20 protein-coding genes are annotated in these 23,667 nt (G+C 39.7%); 9 read left to right on the top strand and 11 right to left on the bottom strand.

The genetic code is table 11. The annotated features are described in order from the left end of the window. The first annotated feature begins 74 nt into the window (after positions 1-74). Entirely contained in the window at positions 75-1,493 is a 1,419-nt protein-coding gene (locus tag LBYS_RS07645; RefSeq protein WP_013408295.1) for an inorganic phosphate transporter, read from the top strand. A gap of 54 nt (positions 1,494-1,547) precedes the next feature. Here the strand turns inward: LBYS_RS07645 and LBYS_RS07640 are convergent, their stop codons facing one another. After that, positions 1,548-4,154: a DNA gyrase/topoisomerase IV subunit A gene (locus LBYS_RS07640; protein ID WP_013408294.1), complete on the bottom strand. Its 2,607-nt coding sequence runs from the start codon at positions 4,152-4,154 to the stop codon at positions 1,548-1,550. Between the two features lie 221 nt (positions 4,155-4,375). On the opposite strand from LBYS_RS07640, the gene LBYS_RS07635 reads away from it, so the two are divergent. The 3 genes from LBYS_RS07635 to LBYS_RS07625 are packed head-to-tail and all read left to right on the top strand — an operon-like array spanning position 4,376 to position 6,346. Beyond that, entirely contained in the window at positions 4,376-5,404 is a 1,029-nt protein-coding gene (locus LBYS_RS07635; protein WP_013408293.1) for a hypothetical protein, read from the top strand. Next, positions 5,394-6,122 (top strand): hypothetical protein, encoded by a 729-nt coding sequence (locus LBYS_RS07630; RefSeq protein ID WP_013408292.1) that lies wholly within the window; start codon positions 5,394-5,396, stop codon positions 6,120-6,122. Before LBYS_RS07635 ends, LBYS_RS07630 begins: the two co-directional genes overlap by 11 nt. 8 nt (positions 6,123-6,130) lie before the next feature. Continuing rightward, positions 6,131-6,346 carry a helix-turn-helix domain-containing protein gene (locus tag LBYS_RS07625; RefSeq protein ID WP_013408291.1) on the top strand — a complete coding sequence of 72 codons (216 nt, stop codon included), beginning with the start codon at positions 6,131-6,133 and terminating at the stop codon, positions 6,344-6,346. Between the two features lie 1,539 nt (positions 6,347-7,885). Here LBYS_RS07625 and rbp read toward each other — a convergent pair. Then, positions 7,886-8,158 (bottom strand): RNA-binding regulator, encoded by a 273-nt coding sequence (rbp, locus tag LBYS_RS07620; RefSeq protein WP_013408290.1) that lies wholly within the window; start codon positions 8,156-8,158, stop codon positions 7,886-7,888. A 354-nt stretch (positions 8,159-8,512) separates the two neighbouring features. Between rbp and LBYS_RS07615 the strand changes: the two genes are divergently transcribed. Further along, complete coding sequence (locus tag LBYS_RS07615) at positions 8,513-10,486, top strand: CHU_0125 family OmpA-like outer membrane integrity protein (RefSeq protein ID WP_013408289.1); 1,974 nt, start codon at positions 8,513-8,515, stop codon at positions 10,484-10,486. Between the two features lie 50 nt (positions 10,487-10,536). Here the strand turns inward: LBYS_RS07615 and LBYS_RS07610 are convergent, their stop codons facing one another. Continuing rightward, positions 10,537-11,340, bottom strand: a complete 804-nt coding sequence (locus tag LBYS_RS07610; RefSeq protein ID WP_013408288.1) for an amidohydrolase family protein — start codon at positions 11,338-11,340, stop codon at positions 10,537-10,539. Position 11,341: 1 nt separating this feature from the next. Next, entirely contained in the window at positions 11,342-14,179 is a 2,838-nt protein-coding gene (uvrA, locus tag LBYS_RS07605) for an excinuclease ABC subunit UvrA (RefSeq protein ID WP_013408287.1), read from the bottom strand. A gap of 124 nt (positions 14,180-14,303) precedes the next feature. Here uvrA and LBYS_RS07600 point away from each other — a divergent pair, with 124 nt between their 5' ends. Then, on the top strand, positions 14,304-14,960 hold the full coding sequence (locus LBYS_RS07600; RefSeq protein WP_013408286.1) for an HAD family hydrolase: 657 nt from the start codon (positions 14,304-14,306) through the stop codon (positions 14,958-14,960). Continuing rightward, positions 14,957-15,643, top strand: coding sequence for an SAM-dependent methyltransferase (locus tag LBYS_RS07595; RefSeq protein ID WP_013408285.1), 687 nt, complete (start codon positions 14,957-14,959; stop codon positions 15,641-15,643). The genes LBYS_RS07600 and LBYS_RS07595 overlap by 4 nt, the downstream gene beginning before the upstream one ends. Here LBYS_RS07595 and crcB read toward each other — a convergent pair. From crcB to LBYS_RS07560, 6 genes are all read right to left on the bottom strand, one after another. After that, complete coding sequence (gene crcB, locus LBYS_RS07590; protein ID WP_013408284.1) at positions 15,633-15,992, bottom strand: fluoride efflux transporter CrcB; 360 nt, start codon at positions 15,990-15,992, stop codon at positions 15,633-15,635. The two genes, LBYS_RS07595 and crcB, sit on opposite strands and share 11 nt — an antisense overlap. Before the next feature lie 197 nt (positions 15,993-16,189). Further along, a complete protein-coding gene (locus LBYS_RS07585; RefSeq protein ID WP_013408283.1) occupies positions 16,190-17,551 on the bottom strand; it encodes a serine hydrolase in 1,362 nt (453 codons plus the stop codon). Positions 17,552-17,632: 81 nt separating this feature from the next. Continuing rightward, entirely contained in the window at positions 17,633-18,037 is a 405-nt protein-coding gene (locus LBYS_RS07580) for a DUF6249 domain-containing protein (protein WP_013408282.1), read from the bottom strand. A 53-nt stretch (positions 18,038-18,090) separates the two neighbouring features. Continuing rightward, a complete protein-coding gene (locus tag LBYS_RS07575) occupies positions 18,091-18,522 on the bottom strand; it encodes a hypothetical protein (protein ID WP_013408281.1) in 432 nt (143 codons plus the stop codon). Next, positions 18,512-19,078 carry an RNA polymerase sigma factor gene (locus LBYS_RS07570; protein WP_013408280.1) on the bottom strand — a complete coding sequence of 189 codons (567 nt, stop codon included), beginning with the start codon at positions 19,076-19,078 and terminating at the stop codon, positions 18,512-18,514. The genes LBYS_RS07575 and LBYS_RS07570 overlap by 11 nt, the downstream gene beginning before the upstream one ends. Before the next feature lie 556 nt (positions 19,079-19,634). After that, a complete protein-coding gene (locus LBYS_RS07560; protein WP_013408279.1) occupies positions 19,635-20,261 on the bottom strand; it encodes a hypothetical protein in 627 nt (208 codons plus the stop codon). Between the two features lie 393 nt (positions 20,262-20,654). Here LBYS_RS07560 and pfkA point away from each other — a divergent pair, with 393 nt between their 5' ends. Continuing rightward, positions 20,655-21,632: a 6-phosphofructokinase gene (gene pfkA, locus LBYS_RS07555; protein WP_013408278.1), complete on the top strand. Its 978-nt coding sequence runs from the start codon at positions 20,655-20,657 to the stop codon at positions 21,630-21,632. 6 nt (positions 21,633-21,638) lie between these two features. Continuing rightward, on the top strand, positions 21,639-23,045 hold the full coding sequence (locus LBYS_RS07550) for a redoxin domain-containing protein (RefSeq protein ID WP_013408277.1): 1,407 nt from the start codon (positions 21,639-21,641) through the stop codon (positions 23,043-23,045). Here LBYS_RS07550 and aroQ read toward each other — a convergent pair. Then, positions 23,040-23,462: a type II 3-dehydroquinate dehydratase gene (aroQ, locus tag LBYS_RS07545; protein ID WP_013408276.1), complete on the bottom strand. Its 423-nt coding sequence runs from the start codon at positions 23,460-23,462 to the stop codon at positions 23,040-23,042. The two genes, LBYS_RS07550 and aroQ, sit on opposite strands and share 6 nt — an antisense overlap. Positions 23,463-23,667: the final 205 nt, after the last annotated feature.

Raw genomic sequence — 23,667 nt, 5'->3', positions numbered from 1 at the left:
TTTCATAATATACATTTTACATACCCTCTGTAGATAAAGAGGGAATTTTGCACGGAGAATAATACCATTCTAATATGTTCGGACTAGAAACTGACATTTTTTTCCTTTTGGCCGCATGTATCTTTTGCGCCTGTGTATTCGAGTTTATTAATGGATTTCATGATACGGCAAATGCGGTAGCCACTGTTATCTATACTAATTCCCTTAAACCTGCTCAAGCCGTGATTTGGTCCGGTTTGATGAACTTCTTGGGCGTAATCACAGGAGGTATTGGTGTAGGGATGTCTATCGTTAACTTACTCCCCGTAGACTTGCTGATTGACCAAAACGTGTATCATTCCATAGCCATGGTTTTGGCCATGTTATGTAGTGCCATCATCTGGAACTTTGGTACATGGTACTTTGGATTGCCTTCATCCAGTTCACATACCTTAATAGGTGCTATCATGGGGGTAGGTTTAGGATATGCTATGTTACCTGAAAATGCTTCCGGTGCAGCTGCAATCAACTGGGAAAAGGTGAAGGAGATCTTTACCGGATTATTCATTGCGCCTTTAATAGGTTTTACCCTTGCTGTAATACTGATGTTTATTCTTAGGATATCAGTAAGTAAAGACGTAAGAAATCAAATTTTTTCTGAGCCAAAAAAGAACCAGCCGCCTCCAAGTTGGATCCGCGGAACCTTGATCTCAACTTGTACCTTGGTGAGCTTTTTCCATGGAAAAAATGATGGACAGAAGGGTATAGGTTTAGTGATGCTAATTCTGATCGGGATCTTGCCTTCGTACTTCGCTTTGACAAAAATTGATGACTTGAAGGAAATCAAGCCTGATTTGGTACAGATTCAAACCATAGTAAGCAAAATAGATACTACTCATCTAGGCGTTGATGAGAAGAGTCATATCAAAGGAATTCACGAGAATCTGAATAGATTAATGCCTATTGCTGATGGTGTGTCAGCAGACACCACTGAAAAATTGCACCTAAGAGCTGCCATTTTGCAGATATCTACGAATACTAAGAAGCTTTTGAACGATGAAAGTGTAAAACTGAGTGCTAAAGACAGAGATACACTTACTATGGCAGCAACCAAAGAAGAAAAAGGAATTAGAAAGGCCATAGATTTTGCACCTTTCTGGGTAATATTAATGATTTCATTGTCGCTTGGCATGGGAACCATGATAGGTTGGAAGAGAATTGTAGTGACGGTAGGTGAAAAGATCGGTAAGTCGCACTTAACTTACGCACAAGGTGCGTCTGCAGAGTTGGTGGCAGCTATCACCATCGGTTTAGCTTCAGGATTTAAATTGCCTGTAAGTACTACTCATACCTTATCTTCCGGTATCGCAGGTTCTATGGTGGCATCAAAAGGAATCAAAAACCTTCAATCGAAGACCATTAAGAACATAGGTTTGGCGTGGATATTAACCCTACCGGTTTCTATTCTGCTCTCAGCTATATTGTTCTTAGTATTTAGGGCTATCTTGTCCTAACTCAATTAAACAACTCTAAAAAAATAGGTCTCCAAATTTTGGAGACCTATTTTTTTAGAACAAAGGCAATTGTTCCCCTTCACCACTCGGTTTGTTAGGATCAAATTCCGGAGCTTCTATCTCATCTTCTTCCTCCTCCTCTAATTCTATATCTTCTTCAATATCCTGAGGTTCTTCAAAAGGTTCGGGCGGAAGTATTTTTAGATCAACCACTTTGTCAAACGGTAATTTATTGCCAAGTGCCTTCCAGCCTTTGATATCAATCATCTCATCTATTTTGTATAGATCTGTAGTGACTTCCGTCTTTCTGTCTTTACGATGTTTGATCTCAACCCTTGGTTTCCAATCGTACGAAGCAAATACCAGTTCTGATTTAGGATGTTCGGTTATAAAACTGAATCGTTTATCCATGGTGGAGGTTTCCACGAGGAATCGCTTGATATGATGATTCTTGTTTTCTCCGTCCAAGTAGATACAAGATACCGGTCGCTTTTCTGAGAATTTGGAGATAGCCACTACCTGACGTGGGTCATAATGATTTGTCAGTTCAAAATTGGTAAGTTCATATTCCCCTGTATTATATAGGACGATGATCTTGTCACTTGGACCAAAATTACCTAAGAAATTACCGTGGCCATCTTTGTTTAGACGTCCTAGTGTAGGAGTGTACCAAATGTCTACTCCGCCCAAGGTGGACTTTCCTGCAGTTTTAAAATTGATTTTTCGTACTGCGTATTTCGATACTAGATTTCCTAATGCTGATCTGTTTTTAATCAAAAGATCGGCAAAGTTGAAGTCGAATACCTTCTTCTTGGCATTACTTGAGGCGGTGAGATTGACCGTTACCACCTCTGCTTCTCCGTTTTCATTTGCGGAGAAGTAAAGCACTTTAGAGCGGGGACTTCCTTTGGTTACATCATATTCTTTATCTCTGGTTACTCCTGTGACGGCAAATCTTTTGGCGAAGGTTCTACCGCTCTTTCCGTCCAGATAAATGACGTTATAGATCTTTCTTTCGTCATTCTTCCGGAAAACTGCACAGTAGATGATGTTTTTACCAACAAATACCTTGTCCTGGATCTTGACTACAGAAAACTTCCCATCGGCACGGAAGACAATGATATCATCGATATCTGAACAATCCATAACGTACTCGTCTTTCTTTAAGCCATAGCCTATAAAACCATTTTCCTTATCTACATAAAGTTTTTGGTTGTTAGCGGCTACAACGGCAGCTTGAACTTCACCAAATTGTACGATTTCCGTTCTTCTTTCTCGGCCTTTTCCATATTTGCGGATCAATTCTTTGAAGAAGTTGATGGTGTATCGAACCATATTGTTCAAATGGTCATTTACCTCCACTAATTCTTCTTGTTGCTTACGCATAAGTTCATCCGCTTTAAAGCTATCGTACTTAGAAATACGCTTGATACGGATTTCAGTAAGTCTGATAATGTCTTCTCTGCCTATTTCTCTATAGAAGTCCTTCTTGTAAGGTTCTAAGCCTTTATCTATGGTTTCAATGACAGACTCAAAGGTTTCACATTCTTCAATGTCCCTATAGATTCTGTTTTCAATGAAGATCTTTTCTAGAGAGCTATATAAGATCTTTTCGAGTAATTCTCCCTTCCTGATCTCCAGTTCTCTACGTAAGAGATGCAGGGTTTGGTCTGTGGAGTTTTTTAGGATATCACTTACTCCAAGAAAATGAGGTTTCTGATCTACAATAACTACGGCATTGGGAGAAACAGACACTTCACAGTTGGTGAATGCATATAGTGCATCTATGGTGATATCTGTAGAAGTATTTGGCGCAAGATGTATGATGATTTCTACATTTTTGGCCGTGTTGTCTTCTACTTTTTTGATCTTGATCTTTCCACTGTCATTGGCTTTAATGATAGATTCAATCAGTGAGCCGGTGGTAGTAGAGAAAGGTATTTCTGTGATCTTCAGGGTCTTTTTATCTACCTCTGAGATCTTTGCTCTCATCTTAACCTTTCCTCCTCTAGCTCCGTCGTTATAGTTACTAACGTCAATCAATCCTCCCGTCAAGAAGTCCGGATATAGTACAAAAGGTTCGTTCTTGAGGTATTTAATAGAAGCTTCGCAAAGTTCTATGAAGTTATGAGGAAGGATTTTGGTGGAGAGACCTACGGCAATACCTTCTGCACCCATTTCCAATACCAGTGGAAATTTTGCCGGAAGGGTTACCGGTTCACGCTTTCTGCCGTCATAGGACATTTGCCACTCAGTGGTATCCTCATTGAAAAGGACTTCGTGCCCGAATTTCGAAAGTCTTACTTCTATGTAACGAGGGGCGGCGGCAGAGTCACCCGTTCTTACATCACCCCAGTTGCCCTGTATATCTAATAATAATTCTTTTTGGCCAATATTAACGATGGCATCACCAATGGAGGCATCTCCATGAGGGTGATACTGCATGGTAGATCCAATGACGTTCGCAACTTTGTTAAAGCGACCGTCATCCATTTCTTTCAAGGCGTGCAAGAACCTTCTTTGCACGGGTTTAAGTCCGTCTTCTATGGCAGGTACCGCCCTCTCCAGAATTACATAAGAGGCATATTCGAGAAAATACTTCTCGAACATATCGTCTAATAACTCCTTCTGTGGCGCAGGGTCGTAGTTTTCTTCGCTCATTTTTATGGTTTCTCCAGTATGCAAATATACGAAAAAATGCCTTTTTGGGGAAGGGGGAAATTGCTAAACCTTGTAGCAAAGGACCATATCGACAAGATTTTTTTCATCTAAAGAAATTTCTTTTTCAGATTTTAACATTTACCCAATCAGATTTTTGTTGGATGTAAGATAAGTCCTTTATTACGTTTGCATTACAATTCCCCATTCAACTTTCAACCATTATGAAAAACACCCTTTATACCATCATCCTATTTATAGGATGTCATGCATGTACCTCGGTAGAGGTGATGGAAGATGGAGCGGAGACCATTTCTAGGGCTCGTTCTTTACACAGAAGCTCCAAATATGTTCAGAATCTACAATGGGACAGGGCTACAGCCCTTGTCAATCGCTGGGGAAAGGTTCAGGTAGGTGTACCATTTTCCAGAACCGTCGAATCTTCAAGAAGCTTAGATGAATACTTGATTGTATCTGAAGCCGGGAAAGAAGAATTTGTACTTCAAGTTCAAAATGATAAAGGTGTACCCATCAAGGATGTGTTGAGTGATTTCGACAAGTATTCATTGCCGGGGTTTACTGGAAAAGTGCTGAAAAGGGACGTTAACTCTGAGGTGAGTAGCGGATTTGTTTTTCAGGATGGTAAGATGGTGGGTAAGGTTTTTGGAAATCAAAGGAAGGTCAAAAGGGGTAGGAATTTAGAGCGGGAATGCTGGGAGGTTTACTCCATTACCTATTACACGGATGGGACCACTTCAGAAGAACATCTGTATTATTTCTGTATTGATGAAGATGACCAAGAAGCTTCCACTGAGGACTGGGGTGGAGGTTCTGGAGAGAGTTCCCCTACAGCTGAATGTGTAGATGAAACAGAGAACTTTTTTGCTACTTCGGAATTAGAAAATGATCAGCCCTTAACTACCGGGCAGTTAGAGAGAACCAGGACGTATAGTTGGAAAGCAATAGTAGGATTGCTCTATGTTATTCGGTCGTACGAGGTGGGAGTACATAAGCGGAATTCTTCTTCCGAACCTTGGAAGTGGCATAGCTTGCAGCACCAAGGCCTATCACACTCCGGATTAACGGTGGGATATTCTTTAAATTATCATACCATAAGCTCTAATCCGACTATAGGGCAGTATTGGTCAAATATGGCCTTAAATGTAAATCTAACAATACAATACGTCTGTAAAGGTTTTCCTTTAAGCACTTCTAGAGATTTTTCACCAAATGTTAATTTAAATGTGGGTTAAACTAATCTTTGTCATCGTCCTAATTGGGTACTGCTCTTGTAAAAATCGAACCTATGAGGAGGTTCATCTGGAATTAACTTCTCCCTTGCCTACTGCAGATGAGAAGGGTAAAGTGATGATTCAGCATAGTGTGGATACATTTCATCTCTATGGTAAAAATGAAATGCGTTTGGGTAAGACTCCGCATTATTTTTTATCAGCAGATAATGTTCTTGATTTTTTACAACCTGATACAAAAAACAGGAAGTGGAAGTGGTACTTCTATCTAGAGGGACAGAACACAGGACTGGTAAAGGAGGCGAGTTCCACAGAAGCAAAACGAGTTTCGCGCAAAGAAATTGAGCAAGGGATTGGAATTGCTCAGTTTCAGGATACTTTCATCCTGGATGAAGTTCAATTAATCAGATCGCAGATAGATGGAAAGAGGCATAGAGAAACATATGTATATAAAAATAAGGTAGATGAATCCTATGCTGATACCGTCTTTGTTGATTTTGATCAGCATACCCCATCCAGATTATTCTCTTTCGGCGCAACAGCAGAGAAGGAGAGGGGCCGACGAATCATAGGTATAACATATAAATATGCTAGCCTATTTTCGGAAGAGATTAAGGTCCAGATTCCGGAAAGAACCATTAAGGTGCGACTGTTGGAAAATCCCGTAGATGATGATAAAGAGGTATTAGAATACTTTGAATTATTAAGGAAACTAATGTAGCTACTGTCATGTATCAAATCAACTTAACTGTAAACATAGGACACAACATAAAAAGAATTAGAGAAGTCAAAAATATAAGTAGGAAGGAACTATATATTGATGCCAAGATATCCGCAGCCACTTTGTTCCGACTAGAAAACAATAAAGTGAAATACATCAATACGGATCATTTGCATAGAATTGCAAAATGTTTAAGTGTCGATATTAGAGAACTTCTGTCCTAATGTAGGGGAGGTAATCCCTCCCCTATATATTTACAATAGTTGGTTTGTTACGCTACTCCTCGGCGCTTTTTACACGATCACAGGTGGTGAACATAAATTTCGCATTTGATGAACTGCCCTTCGATGATAGTTATCTACAATACGAAGTCATGGATGTTAAGGTATTTTGCATTTGTTGAAGTGCAACTGCCATTTGGATTCCGCGAGAGTAAACTACCTTGAAGATTAACAGCTAAGCCTTTTGACATTAATTCGGTTACATGAATTCCAATTTATGTAAACCATTGCCATTTAAAGGACCTAAACTGCCATTTTCCTATGGTGACATCAATTCTCAATAGATGTGTGTTGATCATTTAGCTCCTTGATAATCGTTAAATACATTCCAAATAATGGAGGGCCATTGTGAATGAAAAATGTAACCTACTCTATCATTGTTATGAAAGTAATTCTTAACAGATAAGTGTTAGCTGCCGAGCTACTTGATAAACTTTAAATGCTATTCCAAATAATGAAAGGCCAATGCGAATGAAAAGCGTAACCTGCTAATTCAGAGTTATGAAAGTTATTCTTAACAGATAAGTGTTACCTGCTCAGCTACTTGATAATCGTTAAATGCATTCCAAATAATGAAAGGCCAATGCGAATGAAAAGCGTAACCTGCTAATTCAGAGTTATGAAAGTTATTCTTAGCAGATAAGTGTTACCTGCCTAGCTACTTGATAAACTTTAAATGCTATTCCAAATAATGAAAGGCCAATGCGAATGAAAAGCGTAACCTGCTAATTCAGAGTTATGAAAGTAATTCTTAACAGATAAGTGTTAGCTGCCGAGCTACTTGATAATCCTTAAATGCTATTCCAAATAATGAAAGGCCAATGCGAATGAAAAGCGTAACCTGCTAATTCAGAGTTATGAAAGTAATTCTTAACAGATAAGTGTTAGCTGTCTAGCTACTTGATAATCGTTAAATGCATTCCAAATAATGGAAGGCCAATACGAATGAAAAGCCTAACCTTCTAATTGAGAATTATGAAAGTAATTCTTAACAGATAAGTGTTAGCTGTCTAGCTACTTGATAATCGTTAAATGCATTCCAAATAATGGAAGGCCAATACGAATGAAAAGCCTAACCTTCTAATTGAGAATTATGAAAGTAATTCTCAATAGATGAGTGTTATCTGCTCAGCTACTGATAATTGTTAAATGCTTTTTCAATTAATGTAAGGCTATAACCATTAAAGCATGTAAGCTACCATTTCCATGAGATGTACTTATTTCCCAATAGATGAACATTAATTGCTCATTCTCTTGATCCATCTGTAAGCCACTGAGATATTGGGGGGGGTATTCGTTGTGATGAATTGCTTCGCGCGGTGAAGGAGTGAGCCATGACAGGAAGTGGTCATTCGGGTACTAGGAAAAAACTATGCCTGAAAGTGTATGCACAAATATTAGGGACAAGTATGATTCATGGTTAAAGATAAGGCAAAAAAAAAGCCCTCCCGTAGGGGAAGGCTTTCTCGAAGTCAAAAGTTCTTAATATCTCTCTCTTCTCTGTGGTCTCTCTCCTTTTGGTTCGGCAACTTTTACTACGATGGTACGACCATCTAGCTCAGTCTCGTTCAATCCGTTGATTGCCGCCTGAGCTTCCGCATCGTTTGGCATCTCTACAAAACCGAAGCCTTTTGAGCGGCCAGTAAACTTGTCAAAAATGACTTTAGCCGAATCTACTGCTCCGTACTCTTGAAATGCTCCTAAAAGCGTGTCGTCTGTAGTGTCGTAATTCAACTTTGCTACGAAAATGTTCATTGGAAAAAAAATAAAAAATTAAAAAAATAGAGCTGAAACGCCGTAGCATATCCAAATATTGACCTGCAAACGAAGTAAAAACTCGAAAACATCATAAAGGTATTGGTTTTAAATCATATTCCAAGTTTAAGCCCTTTTTATTTATTTATTGGACATAGAACATAAGCCTATTAATCCCTGTATTTCTTTGAATATTTATATTTAAAGTATTGAAAATAAGTAAATTGAGTATTTGTTTGGCCCAGATTAAATTTAGCTTAAATTTTAATTATTTTACCTTATAATCCATTTTTTACCCCCTGACAACATAAAAAAAGGACTATCGTTATATATTTGTTAACCAAACAGAAAGGAATGAGGACAGCGATTACGCTTTTTATTTGTTGCGGGCTGATATGTTTTAGTACATATGGACAGTTGAAAAGCTATAAAAGAGGATTGGCCAGTTTTGAGAATGGGCACTACAATCTTGCTATCCGGGAATTCTCTAAAGTCACAGAATTAGACCCACTTTATCAGGCAGATCTACTGAAGAAAACGGGAGATGCTTTTCGCTTAACCAATCGTTGGGCTGAAAGTATACCCTATTACGAAAAGGTTTTGGCTCTGCCTAATCCCGCTTCCGAGATCTATTACTACCTGGGATATGCGCATAAATCCAAAGGTGAGTATCAAAAGGCCAAAGAATATTTTTCTGCATTCGCAAGGACGAATCCATCTGATAGGGTATTGGCAGAAAAGGTGCAAAGAGAGCTAAATGCTCTTTTATTGACCGAGTCGTTATTCCAAAAAAATAGCGAGAAGGACTTCAAGAATTTGGAAGGCGTTAACACTTCAGGTTCAGAGTTTACAGGTGCTATTTTTAATGGACATTTGGTCTTTACTGCTTCCAGAAAGACAAAGATTTATTCCAATGATCTTCCTTTTTTAGGCATTTATAAAGCAAAGATTACTGATGGTAAGGTGGGCCAAACAGAACTTTTTAGTTCTAGCATTTTTGCTGACGACAGAAATGAAGGCTCTCCGGCCTTTTCTCCGGATGGGAAAATGATGGTTTTTGCTAGAGGAAACTCGGGTAAAAGAAAAGACCTTTCGCCCGATGTAGACCTATATATGAGTAGATATGTCTCCGGTACAGGTTGGACAGAACCTACACGCATTACTGCCTCTGATTCTCTGGCATATGACGGTTGCCCGGCGTTTTCTTCTGACGGTAAAACCCTCTATTTTAGCTCCAATAGAGCTGGGGGAAGTGGAGGTTTGGACATCTATAGAGTAAATCTTGATGCTTCAGGTCGTTTCGGGAATCCGGTAAATATGGGAAAAGCCATCAATACAGCAGGAGATGAAATGTTTCCTTTTGTGTCAACTGATGGTAAATTGTACTTTGCTTCAGATGGCCACCCCGGCTTGGGTAAATTAGATCTCTTCCGTGCAGTAAGAACGGGCGGAAAAATAACCGTAGAAAACATGGGACTGCCTTACAATAGTTCTATGGATGATTTCGGATACCTGGAAGATGAATATGGAAATGAATACTTTACGTCCAATCGTTCCGGAGGCAAGGGAGATGATGATATCTATTATTACCTGGCACCTGAAGAACCTAAGGAAGAAGTGGTGGTGAATGTTCCAGAGAAAGAGAAGAAGGTAGTCAACTACTTCCTGGCAGGGGAAATCGTTTCCGAAGGAAAATTACTCGACTCTGCTACCTTGTACGTTTTCAAGTTAGACGGAGGCATGGAGACAGAATATGTTGAGCCGATTACCGTTAAACAAGGACAGTTTGGGCCTATTAAATTAGAAGAGGACGAGGACTACATCCTATTGGCGGAAAAACCTAATTATTTGACCAAGAGAGAGAATTTCACCATGTACGGTAGGTCAATACCGGAGGTACTACTTACCAAACCTGTGACAGATACTACCTTCCACGTAAGTATCCCATTGGAAAGTATTTTTGTGGGTAAAACCTTCCGTTTAGAAAACATCTACTATGATCTAGATAAGGCGGACATTCGTCCGGATGCTGCCATAGAATTGGACAAATTGGTACAGATCCTTAAAGATAATCCGGGCCTAAAGATAGAATTAGGTTCGCATACAGATGCCAGAGCTTCAGAGATCTATAACCTTCGGTTGTCTCAAAGAAGGGCGGAATCTGCTATAAACTATATAGTTAACAAAGGGATCTCCAGAGAGAGGTTAGAAGCTAGAGGGTATGGAGAATCTGAACTCATCATTCCAAATGCGAAGACAGAGGCGGAGCACCAGCAAAACCGTAGAACAGAATTCAAGGTAATAGAGATCAACAGTAAGCAGGATTAATTCCTGCTTATTTTTTTATTAACCTACCTTAAGTTTTTGGGAATATTAATCTAGTATATCCCGTAAGCCTTTATTGCATTTAACCCGAAGATCCCCTCGTGCCTATTAAAATTGCCCTCCACAAGGGCCAATTGGGTGCTATAATCTGCAGCGGATAAACATACGGGCCAGTCGGATCCGTACATTAATCTTTCCATACCAAAAGAAGCTAAAGCAAAGTCCATATAGATTTGAAAATCTTCTCTTCTCCATAGTTTAGCAGCTTCTGTCACCATACCCGAAACTTTACAATATAGATTAGGGAAAGATCCTAGTTCCTTCATGTAATTAGCCCAGGGCTGCACCTTTTGTTCCCGAATATAAGGCTTGGCCAAATGGTCTAAGATAAAGGTAACATCCGGACATTCTCTGACCAGATGAACGGCATCTTTCATCTGTGTGGGGTAAATTAGGATGTCATAGGTGAAGCCATACTTGCCTAGTAATTTTACCCCCTTTACGAATTCCGGATTCTTCATGAAGCCTACTGGCTCCCCTTGTACAATATGTCTGAAACCTTTGACTTTTGGAAGTTTTTTGTATTCTTGTAGTCGCTCCTCCAATGCTGGAGAAAAAAGATCCGTCCAGCCAACTACTGCCTTTACAATTTCATTTTCCAAAGCGATTTGATGAAAATGTTGCGTCTCCTCTTCCGTTTGGTTAACCTGTACTAATACACAACCATCTATGTGATGTTGCTCAAGTAGAGGTTTTAAATCTTGGGGACCGAAGTCCCTTTGGATTCTCTCGTCCTCAATCCACCCATAATCTTTTGTATTATAGGTCCAGAAGTGTTGATGTGCATCAATTCTCATATTAGCTCATTTTTTCTTTCAGGAATCGGGCAGTGTGATTGTTTTCCAATTGTATCATCTCTTCCGGTGTACCTTCAAAACAGAGGAATCCACCTTTCTCCCCGCCTTCCGGGCCCATGTCAATGATCCAGTCGGCACATTTAATCACCTCCATGTTATGTTCGATCACTACTACAGTGTCTCCTTGGTCTACCAATGCATTCATGGCTTTAAGGAGCTTATGAATATCACTGAAATGTAAACCGGTAGTAGGTTCGTCAAATATAAATAGGGTTTTACCTTTTTCCGCGTTTCCTTTTCCTAAAAAGTACGCTAATTTTACCCTCTGTGCTTCACCACCTGATAGGGTATTGGAAGCCTGACCAAGACCAATATACCCTAGACCTACATCTTGCAAAGGTTGAATCTTTTCAGCCAGTTTTGGTTGAGTCTCTCTGAAGAAGTTCAGGGCTTCATCTACACTCATTCCAAGTATGTCTGAAATGTTCTTGTCCAGGTATGTGACGTCTAGAATCTCTTTTTTGAATCTTTTGCCTCCACAACTTTCACAAAGCAATTTGACATCTGCCATAAATTGCATTTCTATGGTTTGATAACCTTCCCCTTGGCAAGCCTCACATCTACCACCGTCTACGTTAAAGGAAAAGTGGGCGGGTTTATAGTCCCTTTGTTTAGCGAGGGGTTGATCAGCCATTAATGCCCTTAATGTATCATATGCTTTGATATAGGTAATGGGATTAGATCTGCTGGACTTTCCTATGGGATCTTGATCTACCATTTCTACTTGAGAAATCCTGCTTACACTCCCGGTTAACTCATCGTATTTACCCGGATCTTCTCCTGAACGAGACTCTCCTACTAATCTATCCAAAACAGGATATAGTATCTTTCTAATCAAGGTAGATTTACCAGAGCCACTCACTCCTGTCACTACGGTAAATATGCCTAAAGGAATCTTTACATCCAGGTTCTTCAAGTTATTTTCTCTGGCACCGTTGATGCTTAAGAAATCTAAAAACTTCCTTCTGTGTAGGGGAGTAGGTATAGTCTCATGCCCATGTAAGAAGTCCAAAGTATGGGAAGTGCCGGGTGCTGCCTGGGTGGTCCACGGTCCTTGGAATACCAGATTCCCTCCATTTACTCCCGCATCCGGTCCTATGTCAATGATATCGTCTGAAGCCTTCATGACTTCTTCCTCATGCTCCACCACGATGACTGTATTACCTAAATCTCGAAGTGATTTAAGTACAGAGACTAATCGCTCAGTATCCCTAGGGTGAAGACCTATGCTAGGCTCATCCAGAATATACATGGATCCTACCAGTGCAGATCCTAGTGAAGTAGCTAATCGGATTCTTTGGCTTTCACCACCACTGAGGGTCTTGGATAATCTGTTTAAGGTTAAGTAACCTAGACCAACTCTTTGCATGAAATCCAAACGATTGTTGATTTCTATTAGGATACGCTTGGCTACCTTTTCCTGGTAAGGGTTGAGTTGTATATCCTTAAAAAACTCGGCCAACTCATCTATTGGCAGAAGTACCAAATCCACGATAGACTTCCCATTGACCTTCACGTAGGAGGCATCTTTCCTTAATCTGGAACCTCTACAGTCCGGACAAACCGTTCTTCCTCTGTATCGGGAAAGCATCACACGGTATTGAATTTTATAGGATTGCTCTTCAAGATGCTTGAAGAAGTCAGTCAGTCCTGTGAAGTATTCGTTTCCGTCCCATAGTAACTGGTATTGCTCCGGATCCAAGTCCTTTATGGCTCTATGTATAGGGAAATCAAATCGGATTCCATTGCGTATCAAGGGTTGGAGAAATTCTCCCATTTTCTCACTTCTCCAGGGAGCTATGGCTCCTTCAAATACACTTAGTTTCTTATCAGGAAATACCAATTCCGGATCTAGGCCTAGAACACTTCCAAAACCTTCACACCTTCTACATGCACCATAGGGGTTATTAAAGGTGAAGAGGTTGATGCTTGGTTCTTCAAATTGTATTCCGTCTCTTTCAAAACGATCTGAAAACGCTACTATCTTCCTGCCTTCTTCTGTTCTAATCTCAATCTCACAAGTTCCATTTCCTTCAAAAAAGGCCGTTTGTACGGAATCGGACAAACGGAACTGTGTATCTTCTCTAGGAGAGCCTTCCTCGTCCAAGTTTACTACGGCTCTATCCACGAGTATCTTTACTTCCTCTACTTCTGTGCCGGAACTCAATAAATCTTCTATCTGTACGGTATCTGCTCCTACCACGACCCGGTTAAAGCCTTTCTTAAGGAGTAACTCAAGTTCTTGCTTCATGCTCCGGTCATCCTTAGGGATAAGGGGGCTCAAGACCATTACTCGGGTACCTTCAGGATAAGAAAAGATATGATTTACTACATCTGTGACGGTGTCTTTGCTTACTTTTTCGCCGGAAATAGGAGAGAATGTTTCTCCAATCCTAGCAAAGAGTAATTTCATATAATCATAGATCTCAGTGGAAGTACCCACCGTAGATCTACTGTTTCTGGTACTGACTTTCTGATCAATAGCTATGGCCGGAGAAATACCTCTTATATAATCTACCTCCGGCTTCTCCATTCTTCCCAGGAACTGACGTGCATATGAACTTAAGCTTTCTACGTACATACGCTGACCTTCCGCGTAAAGGGTATCAAAAGCCAGGGAAGACTTTCCACTTCCGGATAACCCTGTAACTACCGTAAGCGTATTCCTTTTGATCGCAACACTTACGTTTTTCAGGTTGTTCACCCGAGCCCTTTTGATGATAATATATTCTTTGGGATCTAAACGGTCGAGGTCCGCCTCAGAAATTGTGTTCTTCATTGTACAAAAATACGTTGCACTGCCTGCAACTAAAAAGAAATATAGGGAATTTCTATAGCAAATGTCCTAAAGGTTTTTTGAATTTTTTGTCAAAGCAATCTAGAATTGGAAGTACCTTTGCAGTATGAAAAATGCCGTCATCTTTGATATGGACGGGGTTATTGCACATACTAACCCGTACCATTCTTTAGCTTTCCGTGAATTCTTTAAAAAGAGAGACCTTTATCCTACAGATGAGGAGTTTGCTCAACATATGTTTGGAAAGAGTAATAGTTATATCCTTGCACATTTCCTAGGTAGAAAAATAGAAGGCGAGGAGTTTCGTTCCATGGAAGAGGAAAAAGAAGGATTATTCAGAGCCATTTATGCAGATCACGTAAAGGATATCGATGGATATCTAACATTTTTAGCTGATTTGAAGCAAAACGGTTTTCTGACTGGAGTAGCCACTTCTGCACCACGGGCTAATTTGGATCTGATCATGGGTAAGTTAGGTTTTGGTCCATACATGGAATCCATTTTAGCCTCAGAGAACGTAACAAAGCATAAACCTGATCCGGAGGTATATCTTAAATCTGCGGCAAATCTTGGAATTGAACCTGAGCGCTGTATAGTATTTGAAGATTCTTTTTCAGGTATAACAGCAGCAACCCGGGCAGGTATGAGGGTGGTAGGAGTCCTATCTTCTCACACCAAAGAGGAATTGCCTCCATGTGCCATGTATATTGAGAATTATTTGAATATTAAAGCTGCTGATATTTTAAATCTCCTAGCCTCATGAAACTCTACCTTCTCCCCATGCTTTTGGCTGAGAATGCACACGATAGGTCCTTAACCCCATATAGCATTCAAATCCTGAAATCTCTAAAAGTATTTTTCGTGGAGAATGTAAAAACTACCAGAAGGTTTCTATCATCTCTTAAGCAGGGCGTAGTCATTGATGAATTGAGGTTTATTGAGATGGATCAGCCTTTTGAACGCTATTTGGAAATCCTGGCTAATTTAGGTGAAGATGCAGGGATCATTTCCGAGGCAGGGTGCGCGGGTGTAGCAGATCCGGGTGCATTGGTGGTGGAGGCAGGGCAACAGATGGGTTGGACGGTACAGCCCTTAGTAGGCCCGAACTCCATCCTTCTAGCATTAATGGGTTCAGGTCTGAATGGACAATCCTTTGCCTTTCATGGATATTTACCTATAAAGGCAGAAGAAAGGGCAACTAAACTGAAACAGTTGGAAAGAGAAGGAGCGCAGAAGTCTCAAACGCAGATCTTTATGGAGACTCCGTATAGAAATAATCAAATGCTTGAGACCTTGCTTAAAACCCTAAATCCAAACACGCGTCTGTGCATTGCAGCTGATATTACCTCTGAATCAGAGTTTATACAAACCAAGAGTATAAGTTCATGGAAGAAAAAAGAACTTCCGAACTTACACAAGAGACCCACAATTTTTCTTATTCTCTAGTGGGGATAGATGCACCTAAGTAAGCCGCTGCCAGACCTAGCACTAAGGAACCTAAGGCATAAAGTACGAAAGTGCTGTATTGCCCATCTTCCACTAACTGCATGTTCTCTGCTGAAAAAGTAGAGAAGGTGGTAAAGCCTCCGCAAAATCCCGTAATGAGTAATAATTTTAATGCTTGTTGCGAATTTCCGAAGTGCGTCAATAGCCATCCTATCGCGAAACTCCCCAATACATTCACCAAGAAAGTACTCAGTGGAAAATGACCTACTTTTCCTAACCATTGGCTGATCAGATACCTAAGGGCACTTCCAGCTCCACCACCCAGCATGACGAATAAAAGGTTTTTCATGTAATGAAAGTATTTTATGTCCATTTACATCCCTTACTCTCAGAGACGGAAATGTGATATGGTTTATGTGTTCATATAAAGTTAAGTATTTTATTTTTTTTAAGGCTGGTTAGCTGCACGAAATAGTTTAGTAGGTAGATAAACAAAAGAGGCTATCTACTTGATAGCCTCCAGATGGATGTATTTAAATTGGTTAATTATGGTCTGATTTTGTGGGCAACTGACTGATGTGCACCCTGCAGCACAACAAGTTTATGGATGATGCCATCAGCGTCCGCTTCAAATTGGAGGATGGCTTCAAATTCTTTGATGAAGAAAGTGGTTTCGCTTTCAGGGTAAATTCTAATGGAAGGCTGGTTAGTCATTCTGGCATAGATATCTCCACCTTTGTACGTAATCTTGAATTCAATCCCTTTTTGAATTTCGTAGACCCCAAGAATTCTATGGATCTGCTCTTCCGTCAACTGAATCTCCTTCTTGTTATTAGGAATAGGGAGACCGTAGATTAGATACCTAAGCGGTTTATGCACCATTTCTGCATCCTCATGGTTCTGCAAAACAATGATGGTGATGTCATTATCGATATGCCTTTCTATGTAAGTAATGTAGCCTGCCCAGCTTCCACCATGAGATACCATATTCCCAAACTCCTTGCTATTTTGTAGGTCCCAACCAAAACCATAAGGGAAAGTGGAGCCGTCATTCAAGGTTACAGGGCTAAATACTTCTTTTTTGCTTTCCTCAGAGAATAGTTGATACAAAGCTCTATCCCATTTTAGCAGATCACCCGCTGTTGATCTTAGCCCCCCATCTCCCACAACCTCTTGAAAGCATTTTAGATAAGCAAACTCATCTAATTCATGAGGATCAACCCATAGATCCAAACTGTCTGAATATACATGTCCAATGGCGAAATTTTCTTTGAATTCAGAAGTACTTGCACCGGGAAAAATGGTGTTTCTCATTCCCAATGGCTTGAAAATGTTCTGGTCTAAGAAGCGGGCATAGGTCATATCTGAAACCCTTTCTATCAGTACTGCCAAAACCGCATAACCCGTATTGCTATACTCCCAGCGGGAATTGGGCTCGAACCTGACTTCTTGTTTATTTCTAGATAGAAAATCGATGATATCTTTATTGCTGATGGCTCTATTGGTACTGCTTTCGAAGTGTTCCATATAATCAGGCAAACCTGAGGTGTGCTGAAGCAAATGCCTGATAGTTACAGAAGGATATTCGTGTAGTTCCGGAATATACTTGGATACGGGATCATCAAATCTCAGTTTTCCTTGTTGCTTAAGTAGCACTATTCCCGCTGCTGTAAACTGTTTTGTGATAGAAGCCAGATCAAAAATGGAGTCTTCATCCAGTTTCTCTCCGGAGTTTTCCTTTTTGAGTCCAAAGCTTTTTTGGTAAATGATGTTGCCTTTTTGGGCGATTAAGACATTCCCATTTATTCTGCCTTTGGCATATATAGAGCTGAGTAAACTGTCTATTTTACCTTGCCCGCAGACCGCTTGAGCAGAAAAAAGGATTAGATATATGATTCTGAAATTCATTTTGTAAAGTTTTGATAAGACAAAGAGATACCTTTCCCTCTTCTATAGAAGGGTTCTTAGGAAAGTAGAAATGGTGTAGTACTAATTTGATCTTTTGAGATACAGGAAGTAAGCCCAGTAGCTACCTGCAATGCTAAAGGCCATAATGGCTAAGGAGTGAATATGGAGTGGTGCTGTGAAATAGCTCAAAAGAAGGCCCAGCCCAATTCCAGAGAGTAATATTGCGGCTTTAATAGCGTCATCTTTCTTATTGTTACTGGCAAATAGGTTGTGTGAAAGATGCTCAGTAAGCCCCTTTTCAATCATCTTGTTCTTAAGACGATATTCTAATGCGAATTTGATTAAGGAGATTAAGAAATAGAAAAGGATTCCAATAAGTAGCACCGGTAATAAAGTTTCTACCTGAAAGTTTTGTTCATTGGAGATCTGTTCTGCAGTTGCGCCTTGAGCAAGTAGGGGGAATAAACAAATAAATAGCTTTTTCATAATTGTATTTTTATATCCTAGTAGACAGCAGAGTGTCAAGTCGGTTGCAAATTTTAATCAAAAATCATGGTAATTTTTTTCTTGTATTGACGGTAGAGGTCTGCCAAGATATAAATGGAGATAGAGACGGCAGTTACAAAAGCAAATGGAGTAATAGATGTATTCCAATTTCTAAATGCTGGTTTTATCCAAGGGTAACAAAGGACAAATGATCCCATAATCAGAAAGGCAAGGAGAGCTATTAGTCCAAACTCTTCTGATCTTTTAGGTTCGGATGCCCATATTTTTTGCATGGCTATTTCGCTGACATTAAAGGGTACAGTTTCTGGCTCTAGCTTCTTGATATAAAATGTCAATTCCTTATAGGCATACATTTTAGCTTTGCAATCCGCACAAACTGCCAAATGGGAAGTTATCACTTCCTCGCAAGAATCTTCTAAGAGGAAAGACTGTATGGCTTCGTCTGATAAATGATTATTGCTCATGTCTATTGACTTTATAATATTTTTCCAATTGATCTTTTAGAATTTTCCTGGCTCTGAATAGATAATTCTTAATCGTACCTTCCGGCAAATGAGTGATTTGAGAGATCTCTTTCAAGGAGAGTTCCTCTATATGATAAAGGGAGATTAAGGTTCTATATAGTGGAGGCAACTGGTCTATGAATTGGTTTAAGATGACATGAGCCTCCTGATTTAATAGCGTATTTTCCAGGCTTTCTGAAGAAACCTGCACTTGGTCTTCTAGGCCTTCGCTGATGGGAATTCTCTTTTTTTGAAGGTGATTTAAGCAAGTGTTATAAGCTATGGTCCCTATCCATGTCGACAGTTTGGATTGGTACTTGAAAGTATTTAAACTCTGAAAGGCTTTTAGATAAACGTCTTGCACTAAATCTTTTTGTTCGTCCTCAGTGGGGGACATTTTTCTAATGATTTGAATCACTAATCTCTCCGTATTTCTTACGATAGTAGCGAAAGCCTGAGTGTTTCCACTCAGAACTTTGTCCACTATCCATTTATCAGAATACGAGGGATTTTCCATTTAGCTTATGAGACAGGAAGGAATTGGTTTGGTTGCAAATAATTTGTAATTTCTTGAAAATAGACGACTATAAATAATTATAAAGAGGGTGTTTTATTCATCAACTTATATTCATAAAACACTGAATCTTAAGGTATCAAAGTTCAGGTTTGCTACTCTGTACGGCTACTTGTCTTAAACTATCTTAGTTTTCACTTTGAGGCCAATTCCAGGTATAACCATGCACAGCAAAATGACTGCTACTAAGCCTCCGAAAATCATGTGGATCCAGGTTTCTCCCCTCAGATTAAACAAGGTCACTGGAATTAAAATGGCGCCAGGCTGATGTTGGTTAGTCTTATCCCTCAGTACAATGGATAGAAAGATCATGACAGTTGGTAGGCTCATGAGGACAAGGGCTAGCAGAAGGAATCCTTAAGTGATTTCGAAAATATAAACCTTGCCATACATGATCTGTGGGGTCTGGCCCGGCATATAGACGTGGAAATAATCCACATAGATATGGATAAATATTAGGCTGGTCCATAGTGCAGATAGCTTTACTTTTGTGCATGGTTCAAAGATTAAAACCAAAATGAAGTCCGGGTTCCCAACCAAAGTAATTAGGCCATTGATTCTCTTTTTCTTTGAAGGACATAGGAGTGTTCGTTTTGATGGGCCAATGTGTCAAACCTATAGAAGGTTCTATAAAAACTTTTTGATTAAACATTTTAAAATGATAGCCAATGCGATACGTCATGAAGAGGGTATATCCCCTATTGATTTTGGACCGATCTTCATTTTTATAGGTTTGAAACGCATTCATGGCATGAATACCGCTAAAGAGGCCTTTGTACCAGTATCTATTGTAGGCCAAGCCTAAAACGTACTGTCTAACGTAGCCAGGGAAATTGTGCTGAGCTCTGTCTTTATCCACGATTTCTTTCCAGGGCATTCCTAGGGGCCAATTGAACTTAGAGGTTTTTAATTCGATGAAGCCTGCATCCTGAGGTGTAAACCGATATCCTACATTTATCTGGATGAAGCCGGGAGGGTTGGGGTCGTTAGGAATGAAGTTTCCCAGTAACATCAGTGTGCTTCCTACAAACCATTTACTGCTGTCTTGCTCAGAATACTGTGCTTTAGCTTTAAGAGTACTTGCAATTAACATGCTTAGAGCAATAAGGATAGATTTCTTATTCATAGCTTTTTACGTTAAGTGATGGCACAAAAGTAGATGTAGAGTAAGGTCGAAGTCGTTCACTTAAGTTAATTAATGAGATTATTTTGGAGAAGATACATTGGATAATGAGTGTACGGGAGTCATTTGAAATCTCTTTTCTTGCAGTGTCCTGGCATGTGTTGGCACAATTCAAATCAAGAAATAAAGATTCCTACTGATTTAAGCTATTTTTTTCACGAAATGGAAATTTGGTAGATAAAATGCTTTGGTTGTGTTTATTTTGTTATACCAAAGATTTTTTTGAATTTTTTCTGTAGAACGTTGGATAAGCCGAATAAAAACTACGGTGTAAGCAAAATAGATTTATGTTTTCGATAAATCTCCTTATTTTTGCGTCCAAAAAATTGAAATATAATGAAAAAGATAGCGGTTTACACTTCTGGTGGAGACGCTCCGGGTATGAATGCCTGTATACGTGCCGTAGTTAGAGGAGCCATTTATCATGGCCTTCAAGTTTACGGTATCCGCAGGGGGTATAACGGGATGATTTCTGGAGATATATTTGAGATGACTTCAACTTCTGTAAGTAATATAGTTCAAAGGGGAGGTACCATTTTGAAGTCTGCACGTAGTAAGGAGTTTATGACGCCGGAGGGAAGGAAGAAGGCTTATGAGAACTTGATGAAACTAGGCATAGATGGATTAGTAGCTATAGGAGGAAACGGTACTTTTACAGGTGCTGAGGTATTCTATAATGAATACCAGATCCCTACGGTGGGCTGTCCGGGTACTATTGATAATGATTTATATGGAACGGACTATACTATAGGATTTGATTCGGCAGTAAACACTTCACTTGAAGCTATAGATAAAATTAGAGACACTGCTGATTCACATGATCGTGTATTCTTTATAGAAGTGATGGGTCGTGATTCAGGCTATATTGCGGTACAATCAGGTATAGGTGGAGGTGCTGAAATCGTGATGGTACCTGAAACTCATACTCCATTGAAAAAGGTAGTTTCTTCTTTGAAAGATGGATTGAGACGTTCAAAATCCTCCTCTATAGTAGTAGTGGTAGCTGAGGGTGATGAAGAAGGACATGCTACAGAAATTGCTGAAAAGATAAAATCGCAGGTAGGTGATAAATTAGATATCCGTGTTACTACGCTTGGCCACGTGCAGAGGGGAGGAGCTCCTACCGCGTATGACAGGATATTGGCTTCCAGAATGGGACTTGCAGCAGTGGAAGGACTAATGAGCGGTCAAAAGAACGTTATGGCGGGGGTTGTAAACAATGAAATCGTTTATACTCCGTTTATTGATACCATCAAGAAGACAAAACCTATACATGATGATCTTCTACGTATGGTTCATATATTAAGTATTTAAGTACCTATGAAAAAATGGTTCCTCTTTTGCACCCTTTGGAGTTTTGCTGCAGTGGGTCAACAGAAGATTACGGTGAAGATGCCTTTGGCAAATCCGAACCAATATGTGCACCTGGCCCACTATTACGGTAGTAAACAGCTGTCTAAAGTGGATTCTGTAAAAGTAGGTTCTGATGGCCTGCTTCGCTTTCAATCTCCAGAAGGAGGGTGGAAAGGGGGACTATACATGGTTTTGCTTTCTCCGTCAAAATTCTATGATTTAGTGGTCTCCGGTAAGGAAGACGACATATATATGGAATTTGACACAACGGATTATGTTAATTCTGTAAAATTCAAAGGGTCAAAGGAAAATGAGGTCATGTTCAATTACCGAAAATTCCTAACCCAAAAGATGAAGGTGGGAGAGTCCCTTCAAAAGCAGTTAGGGACAGAAACAAATCCAAGTAAAGTAAGCACCCTTCAGCGTCAGCTAGATGCCTTAGGCAAAGAAGTAAATGGAGAAATTAAGCGTGTTATAGACGCGAATCCGGACCTTTTTGCATCTAAATTATTAAGAGCGAATATAGAACCGGAGATACCAACGGAGATTCCAACCTTACCAAACGGTAAAAAGGATTCTACCTATGCTTACAGAGTCTATAAAGCTCAATTCTTTGATGGCTTAGACTTTTCAGACGAAAGGATGATTAGAACCCCCTTCTTGGAGAGTAAATTAGAGAGATATTTCTCAAATTTGGTTTACCAAAAGACGGATTCCCTTAAAAAGGAAACCACAAAAGTGCTAGAAATGTCCAAGAAGAATAAGGACATCTATAGATATACACTTTGGTATATAACGAACAAATATGAAACCACTGATGTGGTGGGCCTAGACGGTGTCATCATTCATTTGTATGAGAATTTTTACTTGAAAGATGCCGACTGGCTAGAGCAAAGTACATTGGACAGGTTCAGGGAGAGATTGAATATAATGAAGCCTCTGGAGACAGGGAAAGTGCTGCCTGAGCTTGTTTTGAAGGATGCCGAGGGGAAAATTTACCAGCTTTCACAACAAAAGGCAAAGTATACAATAGTGAACTTCTATAGCCCTACTTGTGGTCACTGTAAGGATGCTGCACCGGCATTAGTGAAGTTCCAAGACGAAAATAAGTCGAAAGGTATTGTAGTATGGAATGTGGCTACAGATCATGAGAGAGATCTGGAGGAGATGAAGAAATTTATAAAGGAATATGATACCTCTAGATTAATCAATGTATATGACCCTGATAAGAAATATGATTTCTTTACAAAATATGATGTGTATTCTACTCCTACCGTCTATATACTAGATGAGAAGAAAAGAATCATAGGTAGAAGAATTCCCATTGAGGAAGTATTGAATTTTATAGCCCATTACGAAAAGAATGGACTATAAGTTCTCTAAGAAATAGGAAATAGCTAATTTATATCCCGAAAGCCCTAGGCCAAAGATGGCGCCTCGGGCTTTTGGACTTATATAGGAATGCTTCCTGAATTCTTCTCTTGCATGAATATTGGAGATATGTACTTCTACGGTTGGAGTTTTTACTCCACCTAAGGCATCTGCCAAAGCTACAGAGGTATGTGTAAGCCCACCTGCATTTAAGATGATACCATCATAGCTGAACCCTACCTCATGTATCTTATCTATGAGTGCTCCTTCATGATTGGATTGAAAATATTCCAGTTCAACTTGGGGGAATGCCGCTTTCAATTTCTCGAAATAGTCTTCAAAGCTTTGGCTGCCATAGATCTCAGGTTCTCTCTTCCCAAGGAGATTCAAGTTAGGGCCATTGATAATAATTATTTTCATAAGTATTTGGTAAAGTTCCAAAATTTTCTTAAATTTAAATAATGGGGTTCATCCTCGTTTTTATAAGCCTCCCTTTCAAAGCAAATATCATAATACGCTTTATCTGCATCCCCAAGTTTCCACCATTTGTACATCCATTCAAAGACATACCAAAGGTAGAAGGGCAAAATTAGCATTTCTAATTGCTGCCTCAAATGTATTTTTT

The organism is Leadbetterella byssophila DSM 17132 (assembly GCF_000166395.1).
Classification (GTDB): Bacteria; Bacteroidota; Bacteroidia; order Cytophagales; family Spirosomataceae; genus Leadbetterella; species Leadbetterella byssophila.
The sequence above is the reverse complement of the archived record's forward strand: the minus strand, read 5'-3'. Positions and strand labels throughout refer to the sequence as shown.